18 protein-coding genes are annotated in these 19,709 nt (G+C 39.3%); 10 read left to right on the plus strand and 8 right to left on the minus strand.

The window, feature by feature from the left end; all coding sequences use genetic code 11:
- Positions 1–27: 27 nt before the first annotated feature.
- Together LEP1GSC195_RS10000 and LEP1GSC195_RS10005 are read right to left on the minus strand one after the other, a co-directional pair.
- Positions 28–786 carry a PrsW family glutamic-type intramembrane protease gene (locus tag LEP1GSC195_RS10000; protein WP_015681710.1) on the minus strand — a complete coding sequence of 253 codons (759 nt, stop codon included), beginning with the start codon at positions 784–786 and terminating at the stop codon, positions 28–30.
- Complete coding sequence (locus LEP1GSC195_RS10005) at positions 783–2,591, minus strand: energy transducer TonB family protein (RefSeq protein ID WP_015682130.1); 1,809 nt, start codon at positions 2,589–2,591, stop codon at positions 783–785. Before LEP1GSC195_RS10005 ends, LEP1GSC195_RS10000 begins: the two co-directional genes overlap by 4 nt.
- A gap of 63 nt (positions 2,592–2,654) precedes the next feature.
- Between LEP1GSC195_RS10005 and LEP1GSC195_RS10010 the strand changes: the two genes are divergently transcribed.
- Together LEP1GSC195_RS10010 and LEP1GSC195_RS10015 are read left to right on the plus strand one after the other, a co-directional pair.
- On the plus strand, positions 2,655–4,055 hold the full coding sequence (locus LEP1GSC195_RS10010) for a glycine--tRNA ligase (protein WP_040507071.1): 1,401 nt from the start codon (positions 2,655–2,657) through the stop codon (positions 4,053–4,055).
- Entirely contained in the window at positions 4,056–4,523 is a 468-nt protein-coding gene (locus LEP1GSC195_RS10015; RefSeq protein WP_015680877.1) for a hypothetical protein, read from the plus strand.
- Positions 4,524–4,637: 114 nt separating this feature from the next.
- Here LEP1GSC195_RS10015 and LEP1GSC195_RS10020 read toward each other — a convergent pair whose 3' ends face one another.
- Positions 4,638–5,351, minus strand: a complete 714-nt coding sequence (locus tag LEP1GSC195_RS10020) for a TetR/AcrR family transcriptional regulator (protein ID WP_015682786.1) — start codon at positions 5,349–5,351, stop codon at positions 4,638–4,640.
- Between the two features lie 187 nt (positions 5,352–5,538).
- Here LEP1GSC195_RS10020 and LEP1GSC195_RS10025 point away from each other — a divergent pair, with 187 nt between their 5' ends.
- The 4 genes from LEP1GSC195_RS10025 (at position 5,539) to LEP1GSC195_RS10040 (ending at position 9,524) form a co-directional block, all read left to right on the plus strand.
- Complete coding sequence (locus LEP1GSC195_RS10025; RefSeq protein ID WP_456297492.1) at positions 5,539–6,465, plus strand: esterase/lipase family protein; 927 nt, start codon at positions 5,539–5,541, stop codon at positions 6,463–6,465.
- A 96-nt stretch (positions 6,466–6,561) separates the two neighbouring features.
- Positions 6,562–7,611 (plus strand): lipase secretion chaperone, encoded by a 1,050-nt coding sequence (locus LEP1GSC195_RS10030; protein ID WP_015681441.1) that lies wholly within the window; start codon positions 6,562–6,564, stop codon positions 7,609–7,611.
- The gene (lnt, locus tag LEP1GSC195_RS10035) at positions 7,580–9,202 is read left to right on the plus strand and encodes an apolipoprotein N-acyltransferase (RefSeq protein WP_015682040.1); all 1,623 of its coding nucleotides are present in this window, start codon (positions 7,580–7,582) and stop codon (positions 9,200–9,202) included. The genes LEP1GSC195_RS10030 and lnt overlap by 32 nt, the downstream gene beginning before the upstream one ends.
- Positions 9,203–9,227: 25 nt before the next feature.
- Entirely contained in the window at positions 9,228–9,524 is a 297-nt protein-coding gene (locus tag LEP1GSC195_RS10040; RefSeq protein WP_002984046.1) for a hypothetical protein, read from the plus strand.
- 82 nt (positions 9,525–9,606) lie between these two features.
- Here the strand turns inward: LEP1GSC195_RS10040 and LEP1GSC195_RS10045 are convergent, their stop codons facing one another.
- Entirely contained in the window at positions 9,607–11,607 is a 2,001-nt protein-coding gene (locus LEP1GSC195_RS10045) for a hypothetical protein (protein ID WP_002975144.1), read from the minus strand.
- Between the two features lie 115 nt (positions 11,608–11,722).
- Here LEP1GSC195_RS10045 and LEP1GSC195_RS10050 point away from each other — a divergent pair, with 115 nt between their 5' ends.
- The 4 genes from LEP1GSC195_RS10050 to LEP1GSC195_RS10065 are packed head-to-tail and all read left to right on the plus strand — an operon-like array spanning position 11,723 to position 16,359.
- Positions 11,723–13,021, plus strand: a complete 1,299-nt coding sequence (locus LEP1GSC195_RS10050; protein ID WP_015681781.1) for an ABC1 kinase family protein — start codon at positions 11,723–11,725, stop codon at positions 13,019–13,021.
- 9 nt (positions 13,022–13,030) lie between these two features.
- Positions 13,031–13,270, plus strand: a complete 240-nt coding sequence (locus LEP1GSC195_RS10055; protein WP_015681780.1) for a FeoA family protein — start codon at positions 13,031–13,033, stop codon at positions 13,268–13,270.
- Entirely contained in the window at positions 13,267–15,336 is a 2,070-nt protein-coding gene (gene feoB / locus LEP1GSC195_RS10060; RefSeq protein WP_015681216.1) for a ferrous iron transport protein B, read from the plus strand. The genes LEP1GSC195_RS10055 and feoB overlap by 4 nt, the downstream gene beginning before the upstream one ends.
- Positions 15,337–15,366: 30 nt before the next feature.
- Entirely contained in the window at positions 15,367–16,359 is a 993-nt protein-coding gene (locus LEP1GSC195_RS10065) for an N-acetylneuraminate synthase family protein (protein WP_015680707.1), read from the plus strand.
- 14 nt (positions 16,360–16,373) lie between these two features.
- Here the strand turns inward: LEP1GSC195_RS10065 and LEP1GSC195_RS10070 are convergent, their stop codons facing one another.
- From LEP1GSC195_RS10070 to hisB, 4 genes are read right to left on the minus strand one after another with little or no spacing between them, the layout of a single operon-like run.
- The gene (locus tag LEP1GSC195_RS10070) at positions 16,374–17,606 is read right to left on the minus strand and encodes a vitamin K epoxide reductase/DsbA family protein (RefSeq protein ID WP_015682477.1); all 1,233 of its coding nucleotides are present in this window, start codon (positions 17,604–17,606) and stop codon (positions 16,374–16,376) included.
- Entirely contained in the window at positions 17,606–18,352 is a 747-nt protein-coding gene (hisA, locus tag LEP1GSC195_RS10075) for a 1-(5-phosphoribosyl)-5-[(5-phosphoribosylamino)methylideneamino]imidazole-4-carboxamide isomerase (RefSeq protein WP_015682157.1), read from the minus strand. Before hisA ends, LEP1GSC195_RS10070 begins: the two co-directional genes overlap by 1 nt.
- A gap of 1 nt (position 18,353) precedes the next feature.
- Entirely contained in the window at positions 18,354–18,980 is a 627-nt protein-coding gene (gene hisH, locus LEP1GSC195_RS10080; protein ID WP_015681124.1) for an imidazole glycerol phosphate synthase subunit HisH, read from the minus strand.
- Complete coding sequence (gene hisB, locus LEP1GSC195_RS10085; protein WP_040506636.1) at positions 18,977–19,558, minus strand: imidazoleglycerol-phosphate dehydratase HisB; 582 nt, start codon at positions 19,556–19,558, stop codon at positions 18,977–18,979. Before hisB ends, hisH begins: the two co-directional genes overlap by 4 nt.
- Positions 19,559–19,709: the final 151 nt, after the last annotated feature.

Genomic DNA, 19,709 nt, shown 5'->3' on the forward strand with positions numbered 1-19,709 from the left:
ATGTAATCCACAATCCGAATCGATTGGTTATTCGGTGATTGCGGTGGCCAGATTCTTTGTTTCCTCTTTTCTTTCTTGCACTAGTTCTCGCCAATCATTGACAACCCAAACCCAAATTCCCACAAACAAAGATGTGGCGATCCAAAGCCCAATGGTGGAACCAGGAATCAAAAGAAAATCAACAACCCCATGTTGCATAACCGCTAACAAAAACCCAAAACCAATATAGAGTCTTTTATTTGCTGATTCCAATTTAGCATTACTCTTTAACAAAAACAAAGAGAAACAAAGATTAATGAGTAAATGGATATTGGAAGAATGAACGGTTCTAGCAAAAAACAGATCTAATTTTTTTTCCTCTGGTTCCCTGGCAATGTAATGTGTGTTTTCGATAAAGGAAAATCCCATGGCTACGAAAGAGCCAAACAAAACTACATTGGGAGAAAAAGTTTTTGTTTTTTTATCATAACCCAATACAAAAGATAAAATCATAATAAAAAATATTTTGAAAGTTTCTTCAGTGATTCCCGCTTGAATGAACGCTAGGTGGGCTGTTTGGGAAAGGAGACTAATTTTTTTCTTCGGCATAAAATCGGTTTCAGGCCAAAGGATGGGGTGGAGACGTAGAATAAGATCTGTAGACAACCACCCAAAAACCAAAGCCAAAAGAATTCCTAAAACTTCCTGCCATCCTTTCTTCGGTTTGTATGCTTTCCAAATGACTATGGCCCAAGGAAGAACCGTAAGTGATCCAATTAAATAATCAAAAAACCCAACTTCTTTCATTCTGATAACTCTTCCATATAACGGCCGTCAAATAAGTTGATCATTTCTTTTTGTAAAGGTGTGGGAACAAATTCAGGGTCAATGGGACCATTCCAGAATAACTCAGTTACTCGGATGTCATTTTTGGTTCCAGGTGGTGGCATGAGTGGACCCAAACTCTCTACAAGTTGTAAGGTTCGTAAATCTTGGTCCGGATAATCGGAGGCTTCGACAAGTTCCACATCGATCACATCCCCATCTTGAGTGATGGTATAAGCAACTACAGAAGAATAAGGATGAGGAGCTTTTGCCCAATAATCCATATAACTTTCAGGAATCCGCATCTTTGCTGAGATATAATTAGAGTAAGTGGGTGGGACTTTTTTCCCGCGAATTTTTTTTATATAACCTTTAACCGGGCCATTGTCCGCTACTTTTTCGTTGGAGATTTTTTCCCCTTTCTCTTTGTTTTCGGTTTCATTTCCTGTGACAATTCCACCATTGAGTCCCTTGGTATCGTCAGGAACATTTGGATCGATAAAATAGAATTCCATTTTTTCAGGCCGAAAATGTTCATTTTTTTGTGAAGACTGGTCTTTCTTTTTATTCCGCTGGAGTGTGATCGGAATAAGAAAAACAAGTGAAATCAAAATCAAATGAAAGAGTAACGACAGTGGCAAAACATTTCGAAATCCTTTGCGTAAACCCGGTTTAAAAAATGGTTCTGACTCACCAACTTTGTCTTCTTTAACTCCTAAGTTCTCCAAACTAAAAGATTTTTCGAGTAAGTAAGAGGAATAAAAGTATATTCCGACAAGGGCTAAAACGGAGAATCCCGCATAAGCTACGTTTTGTGCTGAGATAAAAAAATCTTTATCGGGAACTCCAGGTTTTAATCCAAACCCTGCTAAAAATTGAATTCCAAAGATAGGACTTAAATAAGAAAAAACCCAGACTGCTGAAAACAAAAACAAAAGGAGAGTTAAAAATAAAATCGGAAATCCGCGCCAGTATTCATAAACATAGACATGTCCAAAACCAGGAAGGATCCGATCTCGAAATTTTGCCTTTTCTTTTACCACTAGTTCCAACCGAAATGGGAAGCGACTTTGGGATACAACTGCTGCTTTCCATCTCTCTCGAATACGAATTCCTTCCATATAACGCAAATAAGGTTTTGCAATGAGGGAAGGGATTTTGTTTCGATTAAAACTAAAAAGCAAAATACAAAGGGAGATCGAATAATTAAATACAAATTGGTAAACATCCACAAGTGGGGCCAGTGGCGAAAGTGATTTGTTCGGATGTAATTTTTCGGAGAAGTATTGAAATCCCAAATTAAGAAGAAGAGCAAGGAATAAGACTAGTAGAAGTGTATCAAATTTTGCATCACGGATTCGCATCTCAGTACGAATTGTGGAATGGGGATTTTCTGTTTGTAGTTTTGTTTTTCGAACTGTCTCTCTTTTTTGGTTACGGCTTCGGCTGTGGAGATAGTTCGTTAGGAGTAATAAAAAACAAAGGATTACAAATCCAAACTTCAACTGAAGGCTTCTGGAATCTTTGGCAAGGAATTCGTTGATCACTCCTTCCCATTCCAATCCGGACCTATGGAGAAGTTCCACGGGATAGAATACAATCCAAGAAAGGATATAAACTGCAATGACGGCTAAGGCACGGAGGCGTAGCCTAAATTCACCTGGGAAGGCAAAGAGGATACCAAAGGCCAGAAATGGTCCCAAAGAAAACAAGGGGGACATCCAAAGGAAGAAGGTTAAGGATTTTTTAGCCCAGGGAGAGAGTGTTTTTACGTTTGCCGAATCCATTCTTTAGTCTTATCTCAAGGAAAATACTTTGAATTTTCATGGAAAACAAAAAATTTGGCGGATATGGCACAGCCGAAAGAGAAAGAAGAGCAGTCGCTCAAACCCATAGTAGCAGTCTCCAAACGAAGAGGCTTTGTTTTCCCAGGATCCGAAATTTACGGAGGCCTCTCCAACACATTTGACTATGGCCCGAACGGAATCGAAGTATTAAACAATCTAAAAAGACTTTGGTGGGAATACTTTGTTCATAGACGGGACGATGTTTTGGGGCTTGATTCCTCCATCCTCCTCCACCCACGCGTTTGGGAAGCATCTGGCCATATTTCCAACTTCAATGATCCCCTTATGGATTGTAAAAAATGCAAAACACGAATCCGAGTGGATAAGTTTTTGGAAGATAAAGAAGGGGAAGGTGCCGCTACCGGAAAAAGTTTAGAAGAACTCACAAATACCATAAGAGACAAAGCTTATGCCTGCCCTACCTGTGGGACGGTCGGAAGTTTTACGGATGCCCGCCAATTCAATTTGATGTTCAAAACATCCCACGGTGCCTCCGAAGAAGGAGCCACAGACATTTACCTTCGCCCGGAAACGGCCCAAGGGATTTTTATCAATTTTAAAAACGTAACCCAAATTGCTCGAAAGAAAGTTCCTTTTGGAATTGCCCAAATCGGGAAGTCCTTTCGAAACGAAATCATGGCTCGCCAATTTATCTTTCGTACTCGCGAGTTCGAACAAATGGAGATGGAATTTTTCTGCGAACCAGGAACCCAAAAAGAATGGTTTAAGTATTGGGTCGACTATTGCATGGACTGGCTCGTAAATGTAGTCGGACTTAAAAAAGAAAACCTACGTGTCCGCGAACATGAAAAGGAAGAACTTTCTTTTTATAGTGATTCCACAAGTGACATTGAATACAAATATCCCTTTGGTTGGGGAGAACTTTGGGGTGTTGCTTCCAGGACCGATTACGACCTTACCCAACATGAAACCTTTTCTTCTGAAGATTTGAAGTATCATGATCTGGATGCTAAGAAAAAATACCTTCCTTATGTGGTAGAACCAGCCCTTGGTCTCAACAGACTTTTCCTTGCCGTCCTTTGTGATGCGTATGAAGAAGAAAAATTAGAAAAGGATGAAATTCGCACCGTCCTTCGTTTTGGAAAACGAGTGAGCCCAATGAAGGTGGCGATCTTTCCTTTGATGAAAAAAGACGGACTGGATGCCAAAGCTAAAGAAATTTATGCGGACCTACGAAACCACTGGTATGTAGATTATGATGACAGTGGTGCTATTGGAAAAAGGTACCGCCGCCATGACGAAATTGGAACTCCGTTTTGTATCACTGTGGACTACGACACAATGAGTGATGGAACGGTCACCATTCGGGAAAGAGATTCGATGAAACAAGAGCGAATCCCAGTGGCTGAACTAAAAACTTACCTCATCAATCGAATGGTTTAGGTGATTAGAGACCTAAACGAATCCGATAGAAACCAGACCATCGAACTCGTAAATCAGTTTTATCGTAAGGTAAACGAACTCGAGTTAGATGGTCTTTTTCGCATCCGCCCACGGGCCGCAACCAAATTCACCGATATCTACTTCAAACTCATTGGAACTGGCAAAGTGTATATGCGTGGGTTCTTTGAAGAGGCGGAACTTGTATCTTTACTCATTGGTCGGGTGGAAGAAAAACCCCATTTAGAAGAAGAAAGAAGCCTATTTATCGATCTTGCCGTCACCAAACTCGGCAAAAAGAAAAAAGGATATATGTCTTCTCTTCTAGAAGATGTAGACCTTTGGTGCAAAGAAAAATGCATCCCGGCGATTGAGCTTAGGGCCATTTTACAAAACGAAGAAGCAGTGAAGTTCTGGGACAAATCTTCCTTTGAACGGTTTTATATTCGTTACCGCAAACGAGTTTTATAAAAAGATAAAATAGACCATTTGGTTTTGGACGCAAACCAAAGGGAAACCAATTCTTTCGGGCTATTTTCATGCGACAGATATTACCGAACTATTTTAGCTTTGGCAAGTATAGTTTTAGCGATTTTTTGTTAGAGGGTTTCCTTTTACCAAACGATACATCCGAAAGATAGGGCCCATTACGTTTTTAAACAAAGGAAAATTGGAAAGTTTGATGAGTTTGAATGTCAATTCTAAGGAATCATTCATTAGAAGTTTTGTATTGATATAAGACTTTGAAAAATCAGACAACCAAAAGTAAATTAACCCCATTTGTTCCATCCAAAGTAATTCTGGCAAAATCGCAGCAAGGTCATCTCGAATCTTTAAATTCGATGTCTCTAAGGCATCACGGATGAGGCCCACAGTCTCTTCTCGAATGAGTAATGTCTCAGGACTGAATGGGGAAAGGGAATGATTTGGATCTCCCGCATGTCTAGCCAATACTTGCAAAAAAATTTTATAATCAGAAAAACTTTCCAATTGAGTTAGAATGATGAATTTGAGTCTGGACTTAAAGTCCCTTGTTGTTTTAAAAAAATTTGTGGCTCGTTGTTTGACTTCAATTTGAGTCTCTCTATAAAAATGAAGAACTATCTCTTCTTTCGTTTTGAAATGGTAGTAAGTAAGGCCTAAAGAAACTCGAGCCTCTTTTGCAATCCGACGCATGGTAGCGAGTTCATAACCTTCTTTTCGAAACAAGGTAATCGCAGAATTATAAATCCTCTCCTTTGTCACTTCTCGTTTACTCAATGTTTGGTTGGATATTTTTTTTGGCAACGTGTTTGGCATAAAACTAAAAAACTACTTCCCTTCAAATGGAAACGAGAACCGATCGAACCACAAGTATTTTTTGAACGCGTTCAATTGTTACAAAAATACCGTTTTTTTTTCAAATCTGTAGCGAAATTATCCTTGCCTTAAGTAAGGCAAATTGACACAGTTTTATCTTAGAAAATTCAAAGGTGAAAATTTTATGATAAAGAAAGGTCTTTTAGCCATTTTTATAACAGTCGCTTTAGCAACTCCCGTTCTCGCTAGCTCCGGTTCTTCCTCGAAGCCACTTGCTGGTACCTACCCAATCATCCTATCCCATGGCCTTTTTGGTTGGGGCGAAAACTCTGGCGGAATCATCAGCATCGTAAACTATTGGGGTGGAACTGACGATTACCTCCGAAGCCAAGGAGCTACCGTATTTGCTCCAGGAAAAACTGCAGCAAACTCGAACGAAGTTCGCGCTCAGGAATTAAAGGCTGCCATTCTTACTTACTCGGCTGCCACAAACTACACGGGAAAATTCCACATCCTCGGTCACTCCCAAGGTGGACTCGATAGCCGTTATATGGTTTCGAACCTTGGACTTTCTGGACGCACAGCTTCCCTCACCACATTGAATACGCCACACTACGGTTCACCGATTGCAGACATTATCAAAACTGTGCTTCCTGGATGGATCCAACCATTTGTAGCAAGCGTTGTAGAAACTCTTGTAAAAGTAGTTTACGGTGGAACCAACCAACAAAACGCTTTAGCGGCTTTGTCTTCTTTGACCAAAGAAGGACTCACTTCTTTTAACTCTTACACTCCTAACAAATCAGGTGTGAAGTATTTCTCTTATGGATCTTACATCACACTTCCCGACCTCATCCAACACCCACTTATGGGAATTCTTCACCCGGCTTGTGCTGCTGGTGGGCTTTTCCAAGGACAAGGAGCTACTAACGATGGTCTCGTTCCGCTTTCTTCTCAAAAATGGGGAACTTGGAAAGGCGGACCTTCTTACGGAATCTTCACTACAGGTGTAGACCACTTACAAGCATCCAACACTCTTCGTTCTGGAAGTCTTTGGTATGATGTAGAAGGTTACTATTTGAATATGGCTTCCAACATGAAGGCTAATCAGTAATTCAATTCCGAAGTTTTTTCGAAAAACCCAAGCACACGCTTGGGTTTTTTTGTTTGCAGAAGTTTCTATCCATCCTTTACTACGATACCATCTCCCATGAATTTTAAATATTTACGTTACCTTAGTTACGGCATTGGAGTCTTACTCCTATTATACATTGCCTTTCGGATCCTCAGTCCCAACCAAATGGAAAACACAAACGATGAAAATCCAAATGACAAAGCCGAATCTTACTTTCGCACACAAAGTGATGGATTCTCAGTAGATCCATTTTATTTAGAATCAGCAAAGACCATCTTCACTGCTGATGGACAGTTTTTGCGTTTCGAGGAAATCCTTACCCGTGCAAAATCAGGAGAGCTAAATTTTATATCGGAACTTTGGAACTTACGTAGGCAATGTCCGGAAGGCAGCACACGCGAACAATGCCACGAATACATCAAAGCCTTCCTCCAAAATGAATACAATGGAGAAGATGCGAAACGATTGATTGGCATGTTATCCAATTATTTAAAGTATGAAGAAGCAATGGTTCAATTAGATCCTTCTAGCAAATCCTACACCAACCAAGAACGATACGAACAGATCAAACAACTCAGAAGGAAATATTTTGCCAAAGAAGATGCGGAACTCATTTTCGGATTAGAAGAAGCAACCGCTGATTTTAGTTTTAACCGAAAGAATTTTTTAGATGAAACCAAAAACTTAAAAGCAGACGAAAGAATTCGTTTATACGAAGACTACCGTAAAAAATCCTTTGGTTCCTTTTATAATGCAGTGGCTGCAAGAGAACCTAAGTTTGATAAGTTTGAAACAGAAATGGACCTAAGGCAAAACGAACTCTCTAAGTTATCTGGTTCAGAGAGAGAGGCCAAAGAAAAAGAAGTTAGGATTCGTTATTTTGGTAAAGATGGAAACGATCGGATGGAAAAAGTATTGAAAGAAATGAAGGAAGAAGAGGAAAAAATTTCAAAACTCCAAACAGAAGAAAAAAACTTACTAAAAAACTATCCCAACCTTTCGGAATCCGAACGTGAAAAAAAATTAATGGAAATTAGAATCCAAACCTTAGGCAGTAAGGAATTAGCAGAGGAATATTCAAGAAGAATGGAATATGAGAAAACACTCAAAAATTCCGAAAATTAAATATCCACTTTTATTACTCATACCAGCAGCAATTTTATTTGCGTTGGCCCTAGAACCCTTCGGATTCACTTCCGCAGGGTTTCTTTGTATCTTCCTACTTCTTTATTTCACCAAACAACTCACAACCACTTCCAATTGGAAACAAACGCTCACTTCGACTCTTCTTTTCTCCAGTCTTGTGACTCTTACCAGTTTCTATTGGATCTGGAATGCCATCCGAAATATTTCAGGACAGGGAGTGATCCTATCTTCACTCCTATTTTTGATTTATGCTCTTGTTTCATTTTACAAGATTGGAATTATTTTTTTTGGTTCTGTCTTTTTTACAAAACAACGAAAGATAAAAGACACCTATTTCTTTTTGCTTGTCCTCCCCTCTCTTTTTTTAATCTCCGATTGGATTTGCCCCATGGTTTTTCCAGTGTATTGGGGGGATTTATTTCGAAACAATATCATTTGGCGGCAGATGGCTCGATTGGGAACGGAAGTATTAGGGTTTGTTTCCGTTATCTCTGCCTCCCTTTTATATCTGATGATTCTTAAATCCGACAAAGGGATTCGTGGTTATCTTCCCTATCTTCTTCCAATCGTTTGTTTTTTCACCATTAACTTATACTTCCTAGCAGAAACCATCCCTCAAGGTCCAACCATACATCTAACATTACTACAACCAAATACAGAGTATGCGAAAAGGGAAGTTCAGGAAAACCAAGTATGGATGACTAAAACCATACAATCGGTTTATGATATTGGTCTAGAAGCCATTCGAAATTCTCCTAAACCTATTGATTTAATTGTAATTCCCGAATCAGCTATTCCGTTTCTTGGAACCCTCGATTCTAAGGATCAAAACTCAACGTATAGCAAAAGTTTTGTGGAAATTACAGAAAGTCTCGTGCGAAATAGCAATGCCCCTCTTGTATTTAATGAGCTCGTTTCAGACGAAGGTTCTAGAAATTCATTCACTCTTCTCCATCCCATCTCTATGTTGTCAGAAAGAAGGTACAAACAAATACTTCTACCTTTCGGAGAATATTTACCGGGAGAAAAGCAAATGCCCTGGCTACGTTCCCTCTTTCCGGAAACGAGTCGCCACATGCCAGGAAAACTAACAGATGCTTTGAGGTTCCAAACCAAAACAGGAGAGACTGTTACATTTAGTCCACTGATCTGTTATGAAATTCTCTATCCCGACTTAGTTCGTAAGATGATTGAACATTCTCCGCCGGAATTCATTCTCAATCTCACTAATGATTCTTGGTTTGAAAGCCAAACAGAAACCATGCAACATGCAGGTGCTGGTAGACTAAGGTCAATAGAATCGGGAAGACCCATTGTTCGAGTTGCAGTCACTGGCCTTACCACGGCCTTTGATCCATGGGGACGTGAAATGATGGGTGAATTACAAACATTCCAAAAAGGCATTGGGTATTTGGATTTACCGACGGTATTAGAGGAAAGAACAACTCCGTATATCCAATTCGGCCCAAGTCCATGGCGATTCATGGCTGTTTTTCTTATATTTTTTGTTTTTTTCCGTAGTCCACGTCGTATACTCTCGAATAAAATGAAAAATGAAATTGAAATTTAGGTAAGGAAAGAAAGGCTATTCGAATATGGAATGGGAAAAAATACTTCGCGACGCAGTAAAAGAAAACTCGATTAAGGAATTGTATCTCCGAAAGGTACCTTCTTTAAAGACCTGCGAAGATTGGAATAAGGTCGTAGAAGTGGGAATGGTAGACCATAAGACGAAGTATGCTTATTATAAGGGTGGGCTTGTTAAATACGGAGAAAGGTTATTCTTTGTAAGCCAAGAACGTTTGGATGCAGTCTCTCCCTTTCGTAAATGGGATTTTAAAAACAAAATCAAAGTTACAGATCCGGAACTTACAGTCGGCGAAAAAAAATAAGCCTATCTCTTCGAATCGGCTCGTTTCAAAAAAAAGACCAACAGTTGTTGGTCTTTTTTCATTTAAGGGTGTTTTTTACAAACTAACGATTCAACCGGATGATCATATTTAATTTTTCTGAGATGGCTATCACTTCCATCACCTTCGATTTTTCAATGATGATACCTGTGGGACTCACCTCTTCTAATACAAACTTTTTGCCTTTAATTTGACCGAGAAGGAGTTCCATCACTTGTGAGTCTTTGGTTCTAAGAAGAACCGAATCTTCGGTAATGGTTACGATTGGTAAGTTATTACCCCAATCATCCAATAAGAAGAGTAAGTTTTGTGCCAGTTCCGCTTTCGATGATTCACGAAGGAAATGAATGAAGGTTTCTTTGTCGTAACCAAGTAGGATACCCAATTGGAAACTATCTTTTGTGAGTAAAAAAGTGTAAACTCTGTCGTAATCTTTCAATTCGCAGAATGCTTTTAATAAATGAATACCATGTAAAGACACTCGATCGGGGAAAGCAATGATCGAGAAGTCAGGGTTAATGGTGATTCCACCTTTTTCTGTCACTGTAACAAGGGCTTCGTGGTTGAAGTAATGGGCACCAAGTTCAGAAAGGCTCAAGTTTCGTTGTGGGTATTCCACTTCGATGAGCCCAAAAAGTTGTAAGTAGAAAATAGCAGAAATGATTTCTTTTCGTAAGTCTGCCAGATCTTCTTCGTAAGTTTTGATTTGGAAGGTTGGTGAAAAAACCAAATGATCACGAATGATATGAGAAAAGATAACGGATGTGTTGATCTTTCCATGTGCCATAATGAGTTTTACAGTTTTGTCCAAAATTCCTTTTTCATAGAAAGGAACTTCTGTTGCCGTAAATACTTCCGCTGGATTCAAACGACGAGTTCTTGCTTCATTCACTTCATGAATGACAAGTTTCATGATTTCAAAAATATCTTTCTTTAGAAATTCATCTGTATCCTGAACAAGAATTACATTCTCACCTTTGATATCTACATAACCCAAAAGTTTTAAGATGGGAAGAATGAGCTCAATTTGGTAAACCTGGCTCTTTTCAGGGAAAATTTCAATATCAGGAGATAAAAGTTCAGTTTCTGTTCTTTTATGATCTGCTTGTTTGATTTTTCCTGATTTTGCAAGGTTCAAACCTTTACGTGAAATATACGAAATGAGTTTTTTTACGTTTAAGAAAAAATCGAGACCATTGGCAGAAATTTTTTCCTGACGAACTCGAGTTCCTTTTTTTACCGGAGGTAAAATAGGAGAAAATTGTAAGTGATCTAAAATCTCTTTCGGAATGACAATGACCCGAATAAATTTATCTTCTACATAATATAAATCACGTACAAGATAAAGAGAAGTTAGATGAGGAATGGTTTGTTCAAACCTACCTCGGTTCACAGTGATATAGTTTCGGATTGTATCCGCTTCTATCACACCACCGTGGATATAAATTTGATGAAGGACGTCTTTGTCAAAATCAGAAAGTTCATCGATTAACTTTTGGAGGAATTCTGCATCGAGAGCATTCTTTAAGAATGTTTCAATGTGTTCGCCTTTTTTAGCACCAACCGCTTCTTTCCATTCCTCTGGGAGTTCAGCAAGAGTAGCTTTGTGTAAAGCCTTCTCAATCGAGAATTTAAACTTCTCACCTTTTGGATTTGTCTCTACCTTGATGAGTCTTAAGTATTCATCATAAGTATGGTATTTGTCTAAATTGTTTGTTAGGCGTTCGCGATTTTTTCTTTGGTAAAGAAGGTAGTATTTGCGGAGAACGTTGAGTTCCATCTCCACGTTGATTGGTGGAATGTTGACCTTTCTCGAAATTTCTCCGAGTGTCATCACTCCTTTGTTCTTTAAAATGGATGTGAGAATATTGACTTGTAAAGGGGTGAACTTTTCCAGGATCCCTTTTAGGTAAAACTCGTTCTGGAAAGTCTCCATGAGGCCCAAAATTGTCGATTTTTTGTCCTTTCCCGGGATCTTTTGGATGTTCCAAAGGCTTGCGATTTTTTTGATCTCGTTGAGATCGAGTTTCTCTAACTCTTGGTACAGGACAGTTTCTTGGCTCATGGGTGCGATTTGATAAGTTTTTGTTTGAGACCTATTCCTGCAACTCTATTTCAATTGCAGAAGCGAAGGGGATTTTCTCGTTTCCAATCCGGATTTAGGTCTCAAACTAGGGCGTATGGATTCCCTTTCTGAACTAGTTTCTTTTGGTTGGCAATCAAGCCTTCGAGTCGCTCATTCCAGTTTTGTGTTTACCTCCAAGGCAATCGGGATTCTCGCCCAACTGGCAAAGGGACATCCCAACCACCGAGAAATCGCCATCACCCTCAGAGAAGCGTTTTCTAACCTCGGAGCCACCTATATCAAACTCGGCCAGTTCATTGCGAGCGCCCCTTCCCTCTTCCCCAAAGAATATGTAGAGGAAATGCAGGCCTGTTTGGATTCCGTCCGCCCCGTCGCCTTCCGAGACATTCGTTCCTCCGTAGAACGAGAATTGGGTGGGAAACTAGAATCGTTATTCCATAGTTTCGAAGAAACTCCCTTAGCCTCAGCTTCAATAGCACAAGTCCATGCTGCCGTAACCAAAGAAGGATTGGATGTGGTTGTCAAAGTCCAAAGGCCGGACGTCCACCTAACATTAAAAACCGACATGCAGATTTTAGGAATCCTAACTAAAATTTTAGAGTTCATAGCTCCTGAATTTAAAAAATCAGGACTCACTGCTATGTTTGATGAATTTCAAATTTCTATCTTACAGGAAATCGATTTTATCCAAGAAGCAAAAAACATAGAAGAGTTCGAAGAGTATCTTTTACGTGTGAAAGAATCAAGAGCCAGAGTTCCCAGAGTTTACCACACTCTCTCCTCAAAAAAGGTTTTAACTATGGAACGATTCTATGGTGTTCCCATTACCGATGAAGTTGGGCTTCGTAAGTTCACAAACAATCCAAGAAAGGTTTTAAGTGATGCTTTAGAGATTTGGTTCTCTTCCTTAGCCAACCAAGGATTTTTCCATGCAGATGTCCATGCTGGAAACTTAATGATTCTAAAAGATGGAACTATCGGTTTTATTGATTTTGGAATTGTAGGAAGGATCTCTCCTAAAATCTGGAAGGGGCTTATGTTATTTACCCAAGGGATTGGAATTGGTGAACCTACGTTAGTTGCACAAGGTTTGGTTGAAATGGATTCCACTGATAGTGGAGTAAATCCTACCCTCCTTGCAAAAGAATTAGATGCAGTTTTTAATGAATTAGAATCAGTTTATGTTCATTTAACCGATAATGAGATGTTTGACGAATCTAGGGTAAATCGAATCATGTACGACATGAAGGAAATTGCCGAAAAAAATGGATTAAAAATTCCAAGGGAGTTTGCACTTCTAATGAAACAAATGTTATACTTTGATCGCTATGTTAAATCAATGGCTCCAGAAATCAACTTATTCCGTGATACACAAAAATTTGCAATTTCATAAACCAAACAAATGACAATACAAGATTTAAAAATTGGAGAAACGGCAGAGATTGTTTCTTTAGATTCCGAACAACTTCCGAAACCCATGTTAACCGAATTATTGGAACTTGGTTTTTTCCCCGGTGCAGAAATTACGTTAAAAGATAAATCTCTATTACTCGGGAAAATGATCTGCAATTTGAGTGGAACCACAATTGCTCTAAGGATCCATGATGGGAATGCCATAAAAATTAAATTAAGACAAACATGAAAGAAAAACGAATTTATTTAGTTGGAAATCCCAATTGTGGGAAGTCAACACTCTTCAATCAACTCACCGGCCTTAAACAAAAAACAGGAAACTTCAGCGGGGTCACTGTAGAAAAAAGAGAAGGAACCCTTACTTTAGATGATTCCGAATGGATCATCACCGACTTACCGGGAACATACGGTCTTGGTGGCATTGCAGAAGACAAAAAAATTGCTTACGAAGTGTTACTTTCTAGAAAACCAGAGGAACAAGTCATTTATGTTTTGGACGCTCTAAACTTGGAACGGGGTCTTCAATTTTTACTTCAAATCATTGATATGGGAGTTCCCACTCTTGTGGTCCTTACCATGAAAGATGTGCTCGAGAAAAAAAGAATCCAACTGAATTTAGAAAAACTAAAAAAATCCATTGGTCTCCAGTTTGTTTTAGTTAACGCAAAATCGGGAGAAGGAATCGATACTCTAAAAGAAGTTCTAAAAAACCCAAATAGTTTTCAAAAACGTCCGCGGATCTGGACTTGGGGAACAAAAGAAGAGTCTTTTTTAACCACTGCAAAACGAAAACTGGGAATCACCACAAACGAAGCCGAATTCTTTTTATCACAATCTTTGAAGTATTTAAACAAAGATCCCCATTTGAGTGAAGAACGTTATTTCGCTAAGTTTCCAGAGGAAACAAAAACCTGGTTACGATCTGCTGTAGAGGGGAAAGGATATCATTTTTATTACCAAGAAGAAATGATCTACCGATCCTTCTTGATTAAAAAAGTTTTGGCTGATGTAATCACTTACCCAAAATCCGTTCCTGGCAGTTGGGAAGAAAAGTTAGATCGGATCTTATTACACCCTATTCTGGGGTTTGTATGTTTTTTTCTTTTGATGGGGCTTCTTTTCCAGAGTTTATTTAGTTTTGCCGAACTCCCTATGGACCTAATTGAATCAGGAATTGCAAACTTACAATCGTTTGTTGAGTCTTTCTTAAGTGAAGGTCTCTTTAAATCCTTAGTTACAGAAGGGATCATTGGTGGAGTGGGCAGTGTAATTGTTTTTATTCCACAGATTGCCCTTCTATTTTTATTCATTGGAATTTTAGAAGAATCTGGGTATTTAGCACGTGCTAGTTTTTTAATGGATCGCATTATGGGAAAATTTGGGCTCTCTGGAAAATCTTTTATCCCCCTACTATCCTCTGCGGCCTGCGCCGTTCCTGCAATCCTTGGAACAAGGACCATCGAAAACAAATCCGATCGTTTTACAACGATTATGGTGTCACCCCTTGTTATGTGTTCTGCCAGGTATCCGGTTTACATTCTCATTGTAGGAACTGTTTTTAGTTTTCCCCCTATCTTTGGGATTTTTAATGTCCAAGGATTTGTATTATTTTCTATGTTTTTTCTCGGGATGATTGCCAGTTTCGGATTTGCATTACTCTTTCGCAAAACAGTATTTAAAGAAGACGCATCGTATTTCGTGATGGAACTTCCAAGATACAATGTCCCTTCTATAAAAAGTTTATTTCATACAGTGTATGGAAAGGTAAAATCGTTTTTATCCACCGCCGGTCAGATCATTTTGTATATTTCTGTCCTTCTTTGGTTTCTAAGTCACTTTCCAGCAGAGTATAAAAATAACGAATGGAAAACAAGTCCCATTGAAAGCTCTTATATTGGAACCATAGGAAAGGTCATGGAACCCGCCATTGAACCACTCGGTTTTGATTGGAAAATTGGTATTTCTATTCTCACTTCCTTTGCCGCAAGAGAAGTGATGGTTTCCACCTTAGCAGTATTATACGGCTCGGAGGAAAACGAGGAAGGGGAATCCTTACGATCCACACTTCGCACAGAAACAAGGGCCGACGGAAGTCTTGTTTGGACTCCACTTTCTGGGTTATCGCTCCTGGTATTTTTTGCCTTTGCAAGCCAATGTATGTCAACCCTTGCCGTTACCAAAAAAGAAACGGGAACTATCTTTTGGCCGATTGTACAGTTTTTATATATGACAATCCTTGCCATTACCTCCTCCTTTCTCATTTTCCAATTGGGAAAAATTTTAGGATTTTCTTAATTTGCCGACAATGAAGGAAACGAGGGCAACTTGGATTTTAAAATTGGAAGAAAAACTCTAACTAGAAAATCAGAGCCATATTTGGTCGCTGAAATTGGCCTAAACCACAATGCTGATTTAGAAATAGGCAAAAGAACTATCGCGAAGGCCAAAGAGGCAGGAGCGCACGCAGTCAAATTCCAAACCTATAGAACCGAAGAGTTTGTTGATAAGTCCAATCCCGATGTGAAGTTTCTTTTCGATATATTTAAACAATACGAATTGAATGAAACTCAACATCGAGAATTTCAGAAAACTGCTTTAGATTTAGGCCTCGATTTTTTTTCGACTCCACTTTGTGAATCCGCCGTAGATTTGTTATGTGGACTAAATGTTCCTGTTTTAAAAATTGCCTCTGGTGATATAGTCAATCTCCCGTTGCTCAAAAAATCTGTCCAATCGGGAAAACCACTGATTGTATCCACCGGTGCAGCTTTACCAGAAGAAGTAACAAGAGCCATTTCCTTTTTTGAAACCAACCAAACAGAGGTTTGTTTACTTCATTGCGTTTCTATGTATCCCACTCCCCTAAATAAAGTAAACCTTCAGTCCATTCCCTTTTATTTGGATACAACAGATTATGTGGTGGGGTTTAGCGACCATTCGGATGGAACTCTGGCATCCTCTGTCGCTTGTGCGTTAGGAGCTGTTGTCTTTGAAAAACATTTCACCTTAGATCGAAATTTAGAAGGCCCAGATCATGGAATTTCTATGGATCCTATAATGTTTTCGAAACTTGCCAATGACTTAAAACAAAGTTTTGAAATGAGTGGGAAGTATGGGAAAAACACACATCCGGAAGAGACCAGTGGTTGGTTCTATGGTAGACGTTCTTTATACAAAAAAGGAAATTCCGTTCTTAGTCTACGGCCCGCAGTTCACACAAAAGATAAAAATGTTTTGGATTCTTGGGAGATCGAAAGAGTGGGAGATCCTTCTGGATTCCCAGAAGGACCGGTCCGATTATCACCTACTGTCAAGTAGGTGATAAAATTAAATTACATCTTTTGGATGATTTGTTCCAGAAGTGTTTTTAGAAAGATTGGATTCGGTGTTCCACTCTCTATTTTTCTATCATTGATATAGAGGGAAGGTGTAGATTGGATATTTAACTTTTCTGCTTCATCAATTTCAGCATTTAATTGATTTTGGGCTTCTTTTGAGGCCATACATGCTTTTAAAGAATTAACATTAAGCCCAATCGCATTTCCTAAATTCACAACACTTGATCCTGAGTGCGCCACGCCCTTTTCTAAATTATCATAAAGTCCGCGATACATAGGTTCAAACTTTCCTTGTTTGTCTGCACATATTGCAGCAATGGCAGCCACACAAGAAGTGGCTCCTGGCCTCGGTTGTTGCATCAGACGATTACAAGTTCCATCGAGAGGAAAGTTTTTATAAACCACACGAACCATTCCATCGTATTCAGAAAGAACAGTATGTAAAATATGGCTTGTATGCAAACAATGCCCGCAGTTATAGTCTGCGTATTTAACGATTGTTATTGGGGCATCTTTTTTACCAATAAATGGGGAGCCGGCTACTTGGATTCCAAGTGTTGGTTCTTGGAAGTACGCTGCAATTTTGGATTGCATTTCTGCGGAATCCATACCTTTAGAAGTAGCTAAAGTATTGGAATTGGATCCACTCACCCACATTTTGCTTGAGGCATATCCTAAAGAAAAACTGAAAAAATAAACAAGCGCTAAAGTTGTAATTCCTTCTTTGATGGCCACAGGAAAATTGAGAGTTGGTTTTCCTTCTGTTTTCCAAAGTAGAAATAAAATACCAAGAAGCGCAATGGTAACGATGTAAGTAACAAAACAAAGTTGGCAAATGGTTCCGATAATCCCCACAGAAATTCCAAAAAGAACCAAATCAAAAATCAGTCCCAAGGCCAAAACAGGAAACAGGAGAGAAATAAACTTTGAGACTTCTTCGTTTGATCGGGCTCTCGTTATCAAAAAGAAAGAATACGTAAGTAATCCATAAAAACCAAATCCAAGTAAGGCGATCGGGACATTGCCCAGAAAAGGAACTCCTGGAATTGCCGAATAAGAACTCTCTGCTACTTTTAAGCAGGAATCACCACCACCTAATGCGGAACATGCGGAATTGGCTATGTTTTCTGTACCAAGGCCAAAGTATTCAATTGCCAATAGGAAAGAGACAATGAGTCCAATAACTCCACCGACCACTCCTGCTAATGCTAAATTCTTACGATTCATCAATTTTCATTCCTCTTCTTACTTAGAATCCTGATACTTTCTTTTAGGTCTAATTTTCCTTCATAAATGGCTTTCCCGGTAATAGCTCCAAAGAGTTTTCCATGGGAGGCGTCATACAAATCCACTAAATCTTGCATTGAGGAGACCCCACCCGATGCCACAAGTTGTAAATCGGGAAACAAAGATAACAGCTCCAAATACACAGCAGTGTTTGGCCCTGCCATCATTCCATCTTTAGATATGTCTGTAAAGATCACATGGCGGATCCCCATTCCATACATAGTTTTTAAAAATTCAGTGTATTTGATTCCGGAATTCGTTTCCCAACCTTTAGTGCGGACATAACCGTCTTTGGCATCCACACCAATCACAATGCGATCTGGGCCATACTTTTTTAAGCCCTCTTCCACAACTTTTGAGTCTTCGACGGCAACAGTCCCCAGAATAAACCGAGATACACCGAGTCCGTCATAGAATTTCATATTTTCCAAGGAACGAATTCCACCACCTAACTCTAGTTCCACAGAACAATTATCCTTGATTTTACGGATGGCTTTTTCGTTTTCTGACTTGCCTGTTTTGGCAGCGTTTAAGTCCACAATGTGGATGAGAGTGGCACCTTGTTCTTCAAATACTCGGATCATCTTCTCCGGTTCAGAAGAATACACAGTTTTTTTAGAATAATCCCCTTGGAGTAATCGTACAGCTTCGTTGTCTAAAAGATCAATGGCAGGTAAAACTAACATATTAAAGCTCTATAAAATTTTTAAGGATTCCAAGGCCCGTAGTATCTGATTTTTCAGGATGGAACTGGGTTCCAAACACAGTTTCTTTTTCCACAACCGCAGGAAAAGATTCCCCGTAATAATGACAGTTAGCTGTGATATCCAACCTGTCGACACCCACGGGTCTGTAGGAATGGATAAAATACATATAGGATTCGTTTGGAATCCCTTTGAGTATTTTTGTATTTTTAGATTTGATATCAAAGAGTTTGTTCCAACCCATGTGGGGAACTTTGAGGTTTTGTTTCCCCTCAAACTTTCTGATTTTTCCACGAATGAGACCAAGACCGGGAATGGTTGTTCCTGTTTTAGAAGTTTCATCCGAATCTTCAAATAACACTTGATATCCGATGCAAATTCCTAGTAGTGATTTTTTAGCATCCACATGTTCTTTCAAAACAGAAGAAAATCCAGCTTCGTTTAAATTCTGCATGGCTTTATCAAAATGCCCGTCTCCAGGCAAAATGATTTTATCTGCTTTTTTGACTGTTTCTATATCACTTGTAAATTGGAAATCACTTGTGTATAAAGAAACTGCCTTGAGTAAGGAATGGATATTCCCCATTCCAAAATCTAAAACTGCAATCACTCGAGCATTCCTTTGGTAGAAGGAATTTGGTCTTTGGCAAGAGAGTCGATGGCTATTGCTTGACGCAAAGCTTTACCCAGTCCTTTGAATATAGACTCGTGAATGTGGTGGCGGTTTTCACCGTAGTGCACCACTACATGTAAATTCATCTTGGCATTGAGCGCAAATTTTTGAAGGAACTCGAGAGTGAGTTCGGCATCATAAATTCCAAACTTCCCATCGATGGGAGGGCCGGTGTATTTAAAATAAAACCTTCCCCCTAAATCCACAGCAACTGTAGTCAGAACTTCATCCATTGGCAAAGTAAAATGACCATACCGAAAGATACCTTTTTTGTCACCTAACTGGGTGTGGATCATTTGTCCCATAAGGATGGCGGTGTCTTCCACCGAGTGGTGGCAATCGATCCCAATATCCCCCCGAAGTTTGAGGTCCATATCAATCAGACCATGTTTGGAGATATGGGAGAGCATGTGCTCAAAAAACGGGATTTCTGTATCAAACTGGTAGACCCCGGTTCCTCGGACGTTTAGGTCGAGTCGGATGTCTGTTTCGGATGTCTTTCTTGATTCCACCATATTCCTAGCATGTTTGGTAGAAAACCCAGGTGTCAAGAGAGAATGTGGGGAACCTTAGGATGCGAGACTGAGAACCCCTGCTAAATCATACCCAACAAAAACCCAAAAAAGATAAACCATGGCAATCAGCGAAAAGATAAGAATGCGTTTC

Source organism: Leptospira wolbachii serovar Codice str. CDC, assembly GCF_000332515.2.
GTDB lineage: Bacteria > Spirochaetota > Leptospiria > Leptospirales > Leptospiraceae > Leptospira_A > Leptospira_A wolbachii.

Excerpts from the sequence above, each read along its gene's own strand:
- LEP1GSC195_RS10050 (WP_015681781.1), top strand. The coding sequence starts at position 11,723 with ATGGATTCCCTTTCTGAACTAGTTTCTTTTGGTTGGCAATCAAGCCTT.
- LEP1GSC195_RS10030 (WP_015681441.1), top strand. The coding sequence starts at position 6,562 with ATGAATTTTAAATATTTACGTTACCTTAGTTACGGCATTGGAGTCTTA.
- lnt (WP_015682040.1), top strand. The coding sequence starts at position 7,580 with ATGAGAAAACACTCAAAAATTCCGAAAATTAAATATCCACTTTTATTA.
- LEP1GSC195_RS10000 (WP_015681710.1), bottom strand. The coding sequence starts at position 786 with ATGAAAGAAGTTGGGTTTTTTGATTATTTAATTGGATCACTTACGGTT.
- LEP1GSC195_RS10055 (WP_015681780.1), top strand. The coding sequence starts at position 13,031 with ATGACAATACAAGATTTAAAAATTGGAGAAACGGCAGAGATTGTTTCT.
- LEP1GSC195_RS10040 (WP_002984046.1), top strand. The coding sequence starts at position 9,228 with ATGGAATGGGAAAAAATACTTCGCGACGCAGTAAAAGAAAACTCGATT.
- LEP1GSC195_RS10005 (WP_015682130.1), bottom strand. The coding sequence starts at position 2,591 with ATGGATTCGGCAAACGTAAAAACACTCTCTCCCTGGGCTAAAAAATCC.
- LEP1GSC195_RS10070 (WP_015682477.1), bottom strand. The coding sequence starts at position 17,606 with ATGAATCGTAAGAATTTAGCATTAGCAGGAGTGGTCGGTGGAGTTATT.
- hisB (WP_040506636.1), bottom strand. The coding sequence starts at position 19,558 with ATGGTGGAATCAAGAAAGACATCCGAAACAGACATCCGACTCGACCTA.
- feoB (WP_015681216.1), top strand. The coding sequence starts at position 13,267 with ATGAAAGAAAAACGAATTTATTTAGTTGGAAATCCCAATTGTGGGAAG.
- LEP1GSC195_RS10010 (WP_040507071.1), top strand. The coding sequence starts at position 2,655 with ATGGCACAGCCGAAAGAGAAAGAAGAGCAGTCGCTCAAACCCATAGTA.
- LEP1GSC195_RS10020 (WP_015682786.1), bottom strand. The coding sequence starts at position 5,351 with ATGCCAAACACGTTGCCAAAAAAAATATCCAACCAAACATTGAGTAAA.
- hisA (WP_015682157.1), bottom strand. The coding sequence starts at position 18,352 with ATGTTAGTTTTACCTGCCATTGATCTTTTAGACAACGAAGCTGTACGA.
- LEP1GSC195_RS10045 (WP_002975144.1), bottom strand. The coding sequence starts at position 11,607 with ATGAGCCAAGAAACTGTCCTGTACCAAGAGTTAGAGAAACTCGATCTC.